Origin of the sequence: Amaricoccus sp. B4, from assembly GCF_043226085.1 — a bacterium.
Lineage (GTDB): Bacteria > Pseudomonadota > Alphaproteobacteria > Rhodobacterales > Rhodobacteraceae > Amaricoccus.
This window is the reverse complement of the sequence record NZ_CP171226.1, coordinates 285756-296285: the sequence shown is the minus strand read 5'-3', so window position 1 is coordinate 296285 and position 10530 is coordinate 285756. Positions and strand designations below refer to the sequence as shown.

Sequence of the window (10530 nt, the reverse complement as noted above, 5' to 3'; positions counted from 1 at the left end):
TGGTCTCTCCTGTGCTCGGCGCAAGATCTGCGCGGGCTGATCCTCAACGTTCGGGCTCTGGCGGCCCGTCGATCGTCCGGCTGTTTCCAACGCTCTTTCCGACCGTGCCCTCATTAGCGTCCAGAGGCGGTTTCCTGTCAAGCCGATTGTGCCGGTGAGCCTCGGCGAGGCCCCATATCCTTTTCGATGAAAAGGGTATCTCTGGTATTGGGGGACAGCTAGGGTGTCCCCCAATCGCGGGGAAATGTCCCCCAATATGCGGCGGGAGCCCTGTCCGAGTCCCCCAATATTTCGCGCCCTGCCCCAGATATCCGGGCTTGCGACTCACCCAGGCGATTCGCGGCCAAAGCCCCGGAGGCACAGGGAGAAATTTGTCGAGGCTCATTATAACTTCGGTTTTGATTTTTTTGCAAATCCGGCGTATTTGCGGATTGAGGCAGCTTTTACGTTTAGTTCAGAGGCAGAGCATGTACACGCACGAAGACCTGGCCCGGCTCCAGGCTCAGTCGCTCAAGATGCAGAGCTGGATCCGGCAGCAGACCTTCAGTCCGGAGAGCACGAAGAAACTCCGGCGATTCTCGAGCTGGGAGGTCTCGGAGCTCATCTTCCGCATCAACCAGTCCACCTTCCGCGGCCGGCTTGCGACCGAGCCGAACCTTCCCGGCGGGGAAGTCGAGCCGGACGGCCGGCAGCGCTGGTTCTCGCTCGAGGAGATCAACGAGCTGCGGCGGCGGATGAAGGTGAACCGCAAGTCGCTGATGCCCCCCCGCCCCTCCGGCAAGCGCGCCTTCCGGGTCGCGGTGGCAAACTTCAAGGGCGGCGCGGGCAAGTCCACCGTCGCCCTCCACCTCGCGCATGCCGCGGCGCTCGACGGCTACCGGGTGCTGGTGGTCGATTTCGACCCGCAGGCGACCCTCTCCCATTCGATGGGCCTGACCGATGTCGCCGAGGATTACACCGTCTGGGGCATCATGGCCCGCGACCTCATCCGCGAGACCGACCGGATGAACGAGGCCGCGGTCGGCGCCGCCTCGGGCACCGCGCCGCCGCGGCGCAAGATCCCGGCCTCGATCCGCGACATGGGGCTCGACGAGCTGCGGGTCAGCGACTTCATCAAGCCCACCGCCTGGTCGACGATCGACATCATTCCCTCCTGCGCCAACGCGGCGTTCGTCGAGTTCGCCTCGGCGCAGTATCGCCACCTCAACCCGGAATGGTCGTTCTTCGCCGCGGTGTCGCGCTATCTGGATACGCTGAACGATGACGATTACGACCTCATCATCTTCGACTGCCCGCCGGCCATCGGCTACCAGTCGATGAACGCGGTCTTCGCGGCCGACATGCTCTACATCCCCTCCGGGCCCGGCTACTGGGAATACGACAGCACCACGAGCTTCATCGGCCAGCTTGCCGAGGCGCTCGAGGATCTCTCGCACGGGTTCGACGCGACCTTCCCGGCGGGGAAGATCACGCTGCCGAAGGCCTTTGTCGAGATCCGCTTCCTGATGACGCGCTACGAGCCCGGCAACGATCTCCACCGCGCGATGTTCGAGGCCTTCCGCAAGGTCTTCGGCGATCATGTCGCCGAGCATCCGGTCGAGATGACGCGGGCGGTGGAGCAGTCGGGCCGCTTCCTGAGCTCGGTCTACGAGATCGACTATCGCGAGATGACGCGGGAAACCTGGCGCCGGGCACGGGCAAGCTTCGACCGGGCCTATGAGGAATTCAAGGTCCACGCGGTGGCGGCATGGGACAAGATCTGAGGGCAGGGCGATGAGCAAGCGACGCAGGATGTTCGATATCGAGATGCCGGATCAGGAGCCGGAAACCTTCCCCGCGGGGAAGTCCGAGCCCCCGGCAAAGCCCGAGGCCCCGGCGGCGCGCCGCGGCCCCATGGCCGCCGCGATCACCGAAACCGCCGTTTCGGTGCGCGAGCGGCGCGAGGTGGAGGACCGGATACGGGCCGAAAATGACGCGCTCGCCCATGAATTCGTCCGGTTGAAGAAGCTTGGCCTCGCGGTCGAGCTGGTGCCGCTCGAGCAGGTGGAGGCCCGCAAGCTCACCCGCGACCGCGCCGCCGGCCCGGACGAGGAGCTTTCGGAACTCAAGGATTCGATCCAGGCCATCGGCCTTTCGAACCCGATCCGGGTCGAGCGGCGGGCGGATGGCCGTTTCGAGCTAATCCAGGGCTTCCGGCGCCTCGCGGCCTATCGCGAGTTGCTCGGCGAAACCGGGGATCCTGCGCGCTTCGGCGCCATTCCGGCGGCGGTGTCCGAAGCGGGTGACAGCCTCGATGCGCTCTATCGCCGGATGGTGGATGAAAACCTCGTGCGAAAGGACATCTCCTTCGCGGAGATGGCGCAGCTTGCCCGCGAATATGCCGCCGATCCCGACACGGGCGAGAATGACCCGGACAAGGCGGTCGCGGTGCTCTTCAAGTCGGCGGGCTACCAGAAGCGCAGCTACATCCGCACCTTCATCCGCCTCGTCGAGCGCCTCGGGGCGCAGCTCCGCTTCGCCCCGGAGATTTCCCGCGCTCTGGGCCTCGCGCTCGTTGCCCGCATGGACGAGGATCCGGAAGTCGCCGCCCGCATCCTCGACGATCTGACCGGCTGGGAGGGGCGCACGGCGCAGGACGAGCTCGCCGTGCTCCGCCGCCATGCCCGGATCGAGGAAGCCGCGGAGCCCGCCCGGGTTCCGGCGCCCGCAGCACCGGCGGCGCCGGCAAAACCGGGGCGGGCAAAGACCAGCTTCCAGTTCGACCGGCCGGAGGGGCGGGCGAAATGCACCGCCGCCGCCGGGCGTCTCGAGGTGCGGCTCGACCGGGATTTCTCCACCGTCGATCGCCGCCGCCTCGAACGCGCGGTGCGCCAGATGCTCGACCAGCTCGACGGCTGAGCCCCCGATCTTCCCCACGGGGAAGGTCGCCTGCGACCCCGGTCCTGGCCTGCGGCGCAACGCTGCCGCGCGCCAGCTTCGGGGTCCCGACACCCCGTTCAGCGGCAATGAGCGTCCGCGCAAGGACGGGGACGCGACGCCCCCCGATCCTCCACCACGGCTGCGTCACTCCCGGATTTGCCCGGCCAACCCGCCGCCGCATCCGCCACCGCCGGACCGGTCGGGCAATCGCTTCGGGGGAGCGCTATCGAGCAGGACGAAACCGGCTTCCGAGCCTACTCTGAAATCACTGGTCATAGCGGACTAAGGCGACTAAACTAAGTCATATCAATCACCGAAGGTCGCGCCCCATGAAAAGCGTCAACATGCACGAGGCCAAGACCAACCTCTCCCGGCTGGTCGAAGCCGCGGTGGAAGGCGAGCCCTTCGTGATCGCCCGCGCCGGTCATCCACTCGTCCGCGTCGCGGCCCTCGCCGCCGATCCCGACACGCCCCGCCGCATCGGCTTCCTCGAAGGCCGCATCAGTCTCACGCCGGAGTTCGCCCTCGCCCGGCCCGGCGGCGGGGCAGGGGGCCCGGCCCGGTGAGGATCCTCTTCGACACGCCGCTCCTCCTTGCCGCCGCGGCCGGGGGCCGCCTCCTGCCGCCCGCCGCGCGCGCCGCGCTCGAGGCCGCCCGCACCCGGCCGGTCTTCAGCGCCGTGAGCCTCTGGGAGATCGCGATCCTCCAGCGCGAGGGCAGGGGGGGCTTTCAGGTCTCGCCCCACGAGTTCCGCCGCGGCCTGCTCGAGAACGGCTACGACGAGCTTCCGCTCGACGGCCGCCACGCGCTGGCCGCCGCCGCCCTGCCGCCGCTTCATGACGAGCCCTTCGGCCGGATTCTGGTGGCCCAGGCCCAGGTCGAGGAGATCCGCCTCGTCACCGCCGATCCGGCGCTCGCCCGCTACGATGCCCCGGTCGAACTCGCGCGGTAGGGCAGGGGAGGGCAGGGGCCGCAGGAGGCCGTCGCGGCGCGCAGTTGGTCTCCGCTGCAAACTGTGTTAGCGGAGCGCTTTCGCAGCAACTGCCCTGAAGGTCGCCATGTCCCGATCCGCGCATCCGCTCCCGACGGAGACCTACCGCCGGCTCGAACACCTCGCCCGCGAACGCATCCTCATTCTCGACGGCGCGATGGGCACCCAGATCCAGCAGCTCGGCCTCGCGGAGGAAGACTACGCGGGCCACGGCAGCGGCTGCGCCTGCCACGGGCCGCGCTCCGACAAGCCTCAGAAGGGCAACAACGATCTGCTGAACCTCACCCAGCCGAAGGTGATCGAGGAGATCCATTTCCGCTACGCCATGGCGGGTGCCGACATCGTCGAGACCAACACCTTCTCCTCGACCACCATCGCCCAGGCCGACTACGGCCTCGAGGCCGCGGTGCGCGATCTGAACTTCGAGGGCGCGCGTCTCGCCCGCGCCGCGATGGACCGCGCCGAGGCCGAGGACGGCCGCCCGCGATTCGTCGCCGGCGCCCTCGGCCCCACCAACCGCACCGCCTCGATCAGCCCGGACGTGAACAATCCCGGCTACCGCGCCGTCACCTTCGAGACCCTGCGCGCGGCCTATGCCGAGCAGGCCCGCGCGCTCGTCGAGGGGGGCGCCGACATCCTGCTCATCGAGACGATCTTCGACACGCTCAACGCCAAGGCCGCGATCTTCGCCTGCGAGGAGATCTTTGCCGAGCGCGGCCAGCGCCTGCCGGTGATGATCTCGGGCACGATCACCGACCTCTCGGGCCGCACCCTCTCGGGCCAGACCCCGACCGCCTTCTGGCATTCCGTGCGCCACGCGCGGCCCTTCACCATCGGCCTCAACTGCGCGCTCGGCGCCAATGCCATGCGCCCGCATCTGACCGAGATCTCCGGCGTCGCCGATACCTTCACCTGCGCCTATCCCAACGCTGGCCTGCCCAACGAGATGGGCGAGTATGACGAGACCCCCGAAGCCATGGCGGCCCAGGTCGAGGGCTTCGCCGCCGAGGGGCTCGTCAACGTCGTCGGCGGCTGCTGCGGCTCGACCTACGAGCACATCCGCGCCATCGCCACCGCCGTCGCGCCGCACAAGCCCCGCGCCGTGCCCGAACACACCCCGCTCATGCGCCTCTCCGGCCTCGAGCCCTTCACGCTGACGAAGGACATCCCCTTCGTGAACGTGGGCGAGCGGACCAACGTCACCGGCTCGGCCCGCTTCCGCAAGCTCATCACCAACGCCGACTATGCCGCCGCCCTCGAGGTCGCCCGCGATCAGGTCGAGAACGGCGCGCAGGTGATCGACGTCAACATGGACGAGGGCCTCATCGACTCGAAGCAGGCGATGATCGAGTTCCTCAACCTCATCGCCGCCGAGCCCGACATCGCCCGCGTGCCGGTGATGATCGACAGCTCGAAATGGGAGGTGATCGAGGCCGGCCTCCGCTGCGTCCAGGGCAAGGCCATCGTCAACTCGATCTCGATGAAGGAGGGCGAGGCGGCCTTCCTGCGCCAGGCCAGCCTCTGCCGCGCCTATGGCGCCGCGGTCGTGGTCATGGCGTTCGACGAGAAGGGCCAGGCCGATACCGAGGACCGCAAGGTCGAGATCTGCGCCCGCGCCTACCGGCTGCTGACCGGGGAGGTCGGCTTCCCGCCCGAGGACATCATCTTCGACCCCAACGTCTTCGCGGTCGCCACCGGCATCGAGGAGCACGACAACTACGGCGCCGACTTCATCGGCGCGACCCGCCGCATCACCGCCGAATGCCCGCATGTCCACATCTCGGGCGGCGTCTCCAACCTCTCGTTCAGCTTCCGCGGCAACGAGCCGGTGCGCGAGGCGATGCACGCGGTCTTCCTCTACCACGCCATCCAGGCCGGCATGGACATGGGCATCGTCAACGCGGGCCAGCTCGCGGTCTACGACCAGATCGACGCCGAACTGCGCGAGGCCTGCGAGGACGTCGTGCTCAATCGCGTGCCCGCCACCGGCAGCACCGCCACCGAACGCCTGCTCGAGATCGCCGAGCGCTTCCGCGGGCAGGGCGGCGGCAAGGCCCGCGAGAAGGACCTGTCCTGGCGTAAGTTCCCGGTCGAGAAGCGCCTCGAACATGCGCTCGTCAACGGCATCACCGAGTTCATCGACGCCGATACCGAGGAGGCGCGCCTGCAGGCCGAGCGCCCGCTCCACGTCATCGAGGGGCCGCTGATGGCGGGGATGAACGTGGTCGGCGACCTCTTCGGCTCCGGCAAGATGTTCCTCCCCCAGGTGGTGAAATCCGCCCGCGTGATGAAGCAGGCCGTCGCCGTGCTGCTCCCCTACATGGAGGAGGAAAAGCGGCTGAACGGCGGCGAGGGCCGCGAGAGTGCGGGCAAGGTCGTCATGGCGACCGTGAAGGGCGACGTCCACGACATCGGCAAGAACATCGTCGGCGTCGTGCTCGCCTGCAACAACTACGAGATCATCGACCTCGGCGTCATGGTCCCGGCCGAGAAGATCCTCGCCACCGCGAGGGCCGAGAAGGCCGACATCATCGGCCTCTCGGGCCTCATCACCCCCTCGCTCGACGAGATGGTCCATGTCGCGGCCGAGATGGAGCGCGAGGGCTTCGACGTGCCGCTGCTGATCGGCGGCGCCACCACCTCGCGCGTCCACACCGCCGTCAAGATCCACCCGCATTACGCCCGCGGCCAGGCGGTCTACGTCACCGACGCAAGCCGCGCCGTCGGCGTGGTCTCGGCCCTGCTCTCGCCCGAGCAGAAGGCACCCTATGTCGAGGGCGTCCGCGGCGAATACCGCGAGGTCGCCGAGCGCCACGCCCGCGCCGAGGCCGCCAAGGTGCGGCTGCCCCTGACGGATGCCCGCCACAACAGCCTGAAGCTCGACTGGAGCGCGTATGTGCCGCCGAAGCCGAGCTTCCTCGGCACCCGCTGCTTCGAGAGCTGGGATCTCGCCGAGCTCGCCGCCTATATCGACTGGACGCCGTTCTTCCAGACCTGGGAGCTCAAGGGCGTCTTCCCGCGCATCCTCGAGGATGCGGCGCAGGGCGAGGCGGCGCGCGCGCTCTACTTCGATGCCCAGGCGATGCTCCAGCGCATCATCAGCGAGCGCTGGTTCCACCCCCGCGCGGTCGTGGGCTTCTGGCCCGCCAACCGCCACGGCGACGACATCAGGCTCTACACCGACGACACCCGCCTCGCCGAGCTCGCAACGCTCCACACCCTGCGCCAGCAGACCTCGAAGCGCCCGGGCCGCCCGAATGTGGCGCTTGCCGATTTCATCGCGCCCGAGGCCATCGCGCCCGATTACGTCGGCGGCTTCGTCGTCACCGCCGGGCCCGAGGAAATCGACATCGCCAGGGGCTTCGAAGCGGCGGGCGACGACTACTCCGCGATCATGGTGAAGGCGCTGGCCGACCGCATCGCCGAGGCCTTCGCCGAGCGGATGCACGAGCTCGTCCGCCGCGACCTCTGGGGCTATGCGCCGGGCGAGGGCTTCACCCCCGTCGAGCTCATCGCCGAGCCCTATGTGGGCATCCGCCCCGCGCCCGGCTATCCGGCGCAGCCCGACCACACCGAGAAGGCGACGCTCTTCCGCCTGCTCGATGCCGAGGTGGCGACCGGCGTGACGCTCACGGAAGGCTTTGCCATGTGGCCCGGCTCCTCGGTCTCCGGCTTCTACCTCTCCCATCCCGACAGCTACTATTTCGGCGTGGCGAAGGTCGAGCGCGACCAGGTCGAGGATTATGCCGCGCGCAAGGGCATGCCGGTGGAGGAAGCCGAGCGCTGGCTCGGCCCGATCCTCAACTACCGGCCCGGAACCTCCCTCGCCGCCGAATAGCGGCGGCGGGGCAGGGGGCCGGTGCGCAGGCCGCGGGGATGCGCGAGCTCCAAAACGCACCAGCGCCCTCCCGCGTGCGGGAGAGCGCTGGTTGTTTGCCGGCATATCCGGTCAATTCCCGGATGGCCCGGCGTGGCGCTCTGCCAGAGTGAAATCTGCACCCGGCCGCGCTGCCGATCCGTCGAAATGCCTGCTCAAATGAATCGTTTTTGAAGCTGCATGAAAATGGTCCTGCTGGTCTCGTTCTTCATCGAAATTCTGGCGCGAACCGCCGACTTCGGTTCATGGCCGTCCGCCCCAGCCGGATGATATCTGTTTGAATGCGGTGTCGCATCCCCCTCACCCCGCATGCCCACTATGCGCCAAAAGGCGGTGTCGCCGCATTACCCAAATGGGGTACAGATACCGTTCCGGGGATACAAGTTAACGAGTCATTAACCTGCCGTGGCCGCTGCGCCGCCCCGTGCGCGCAGTGCTGCGCTCAGCAATCCCCGGCGGGCAGCATGGTCACCGAGGAGTAGCGCCCCTCCGTGGTGACGATGGCCGCACAGGCCCCGGTGGCGGGGTTGAGCCAGTAGGCCGTCAGCCCGTCCGAGCGGATATGCCGGAAGCCGAGGCTCTGGATGCCCATTTCCGCCTGCCCGGCGCGGGCGCCCTCGAAGGGCGTGAGGTCCGAAGCGCCGCCGACCACCGCCGCCTCGCTGTCCGCCGCGGTGTCGTCCTCCTTCGCGCAAGCCGCCAGCAGCAGGGCGGCTGCGCCGGCCGCAAGGATCCCTCTTGTCGTCATGATGGTTTCCCCCCCGATCTGGCGCGCTTCGGTCCGCTGCGTCACACGCTCCGGCATCCGGTCCGCCACCGGCCCCGGTGCGGGCGGCCATCCCTCAGACTAGCGCCATCGTGATCCGCGCGCCAACCTTTCGTGGGCGGCCCCTCCCAAGGGCCCCGCGCCCCGAACGCCGCCGCGGCTCCAGCCCCCGCCGGAGGGGCTCATTCATGATATGTTAACCACGAAAAATGAATGAAATCAGTGCGATAATTTTCGTTTCACGGTGAAAAGCCCCGTTTTCACGGCCGCGGGCCCCGCTTTCCCGCCCGATTTCCCATGGAGCCCCGCCCCCGGCCGCGCTAAGCCCGGAGGGAAGACCCGGGGAGGAGGGCAAGGCCATGGAAACCGGCGAGAGCTTCGATTTCATCGTCGCGGGCGGAGGTTCGGCGGGCTGTGTGCTCGCCAACCGCCTGTCCGAGGGCGGCCGCCACCGGGTGGCCCTCGTCGAGGGCGGTGGCAAGGACGACTGGATCTGGTTCCACATCCCCGTGGGCTATCTCTTCGCCATCGGCAATCCCCGCGCCGACTGGTGCTTCCGGACCGAGCCGGTGCCGGGCCTCAACGGCCGCGATCTCGCCTATCCCCGCGGCCGGGTTCTGGGCGGCTGCTCGGCGATCAACGCGATGATCTACATGCGGGGCCAGGCCGCCGATTACGACGGCTGGCGCCAGATGGGCCTGCCGGGCTGGGGCTGGGACGACGTGCTCCCGGTCTTCCGCCGCCATGAGGACAACTGGCGCGGCGCGGGGCCGCTCCACGGGGCTGGCGGCGAATGGCGGGTGGAACAGCCCCGCATGCGCTGGGAGATCCTCGACGCCTTCATCGCCGCCGCCGCCGAGGCCGGCATCCCCGCGACCCCGGATTTCAATACCGGCAGCAACGAGGGCTGCGGCTATTTCGACGTGAACCAGAAGCGCGGTCGCCGCTGGAGTGCCGCCCGCGGTTTCCTCGCCCCCGCGCTCGACCGGCCGAACCTCACCGTCCTGACCGGCGCCCTTGCCGAGCGGGTGGTGATCGAGGGCGGCCGCGCCACCGGCCTCGTGATCCGCCGCGCGGGGGTGCGTCAGGTGCTCCATGCCCGCGGCGAGGTCATCCTCTCCACCGGCGCGGTCGCCACGCCCGCGCTGCTCGAACGCTCCGGCATCGGCGACGGCGCGCGGGTTTCCGGGCTCGGGATCGAGGTCGCGCAGCATCTTCCGGGCGTCGGCGGAAACCTTCAGGATCACCTCCAGCTCCGGCCGATCTTCCGGGTCGCGAATGTGCCCACCCTCAACATGGCCTACCGCTCGCTCCTGCGCCGCGGCTGGATGGCCGCCGATTATGCCCTGCGCCGCCGCGGTCCGATGACCATGGCCCCCTCGCAGCTCGGCGCCTTCACCCGCTCGTCGGAAGCCTATGCGACCCCCAACATCCAGATGCACATCCAGCCGCTCTCCCTCGACAAGTTCGGCGATGCCATGCACCCCTTCCCGGCGATCACCACCAGCGTCTGCAATCTCCGCCCCTCGAGCCGCGGCACCATCCACGCCCGCTCGCCCGAACCGGATGCGCCGCCGCTGATCCAGCCGAACTATCTCGCCACCGCCGAGGATCGCCAGGTTGCCGCCGACGCGATCCGCGCCGTCCGCCGGATCATGGTGCAGCCGGCCCTCCGCCGCTATGCCCCCGAGGAATTCAAGCCCGGCCCGGATCTCGTCAGTGACGAGGACCTCGCCCGCGCGGCGGGGGATGTCGGCACCACGATCTTCCACCCGGTCGGCACCGCCAAGATGGGCGCGGAGAGTGACCCCACGGCAGTGACCGACGCCCGCCTGCGGGTGCGTGGCCTCGAGGGCCTCCGGGTCGCCGATGCCTCCGTCATGCCGACGATCACCTCGGGCAACACCAATTCGCCCACGATCATGATCGCCGAAAAGGGCGCCGCCATGATCCTCGAGGATGCTCGATGAGGGCAGG

7 protein-coding genes are annotated in these 10530 nt (G+C 68.7%); 6 read left to right on the top strand and 1 reads right to left on the bottom strand.

From position 1 onward, the window contains the following. Positions 1–467 precede the first annotated feature (467 nt). From ACF66B_RS20100 to metH, 5 genes are all read left to right on the top strand, one after another. The gene (locus ACF66B_RS20100; protein WP_111430661.1) at positions 468–1763 is read left to right on the top strand and encodes an AAA family ATPase; all 1296 of its coding nucleotides are present in this window, start codon (positions 468–470) and stop codon (positions 1761–1763) included. A gap of 10 nt (positions 1764–1773) precedes the next feature. Next, positions 1774–2898 carry a ParB N-terminal domain-containing protein gene (locus tag ACF66B_RS20095; protein ID WP_111430660.1) on the top strand — a complete coding sequence of 375 codons (1125 nt, stop codon included), beginning with the start codon at positions 1774–1776 and terminating at the stop codon, positions 2896–2898. A gap of 350 nt (positions 2899–3248) precedes the next feature. Continuing rightward, entirely contained in the window at positions 3249–3485 is a 237-nt protein-coding gene (locus tag ACF66B_RS20090; protein WP_111430659.1) for a type II toxin-antitoxin system prevent-host-death family antitoxin, read from the top strand. Further along, the gene (locus tag ACF66B_RS20085) at positions 3482–3871 is read left to right on the top strand and encodes a type II toxin-antitoxin system VapC family toxin (RefSeq protein ID WP_111430658.1); all 390 of its coding nucleotides are present in this window, start codon (positions 3482–3484) and stop codon (positions 3869–3871) included. The genes ACF66B_RS20090 and ACF66B_RS20085 overlap by 4 nt, the downstream gene beginning before the upstream one ends. A 106-nt stretch (positions 3872–3977) precedes the next feature. After that, a complete protein-coding gene (metH, locus tag ACF66B_RS20080; protein WP_111430657.1) occupies positions 3978–7748 on the top strand; it encodes a methionine synthase in 3771 nt (1256 codons plus the stop codon). Positions 7749–8229: 481 nt separating this feature from the next. On the opposite strand, the gene ACF66B_RS20075 is transcribed toward metH, so the two are convergent. Continuing rightward, a complete protein-coding gene (locus ACF66B_RS20075; protein WP_111430732.1) occupies positions 8230–8535 on the bottom strand; it encodes a hypothetical protein in 306 nt (101 codons plus the stop codon). 377 nt (positions 8536–8912) lie between these two features. On the opposite strand from ACF66B_RS20075, the gene ACF66B_RS20070 reads away from it, so the two are divergent. Then, the gene (locus ACF66B_RS20070) at positions 8913–10523 is read left to right on the top strand and encodes a GMC family oxidoreductase N-terminal domain-containing protein (protein WP_111430656.1); all 1611 of its coding nucleotides are present in this window, start codon (positions 8913–8915) and stop codon (positions 10521–10523) included. Positions 10524–10530 lie beyond the last annotated feature (7 nt).

Coding starts and splice junctions, on each gene's coding strand:
- ACF66B_RS20100 (WP_111430661.1), top strand. CDS start 468: ATGTACACGCACGAAGACCTGGCCCGGCTCCAGGCTCAGTCGCTCAAG.
- ACF66B_RS20095 (WP_111430660.1), top strand. CDS start 1,774: ATGAGCAAGCGACGCAGGATGTTCGATATCGAGATGCCGGATCAGGAG.
- ACF66B_RS20090 (WP_111430659.1), top strand. CDS start 3,249: ATGAAAAGCGTCAACATGCACGAGGCCAAGACCAACCTCTCCCGGCTG.
- metH (WP_111430657.1), top strand. CDS start 3,978: ATGTCCCGATCCGCGCATCCGCTCCCGACGGAGACCTACCGCCGGCTC.
- ACF66B_RS20075 (WP_111430732.1), bottom strand. CDS start 8,535: ATGACGACAAGAGGGATCCTTGCGGCCGGCGCAGCCGCCCTGCTGCTG.
- ACF66B_RS20070 (WP_111430656.1), top strand. CDS start 8,913: ATGGAAACCGGCGAGAGCTTCGATTTCATCGTCGCGGGCGGAGGTTCG.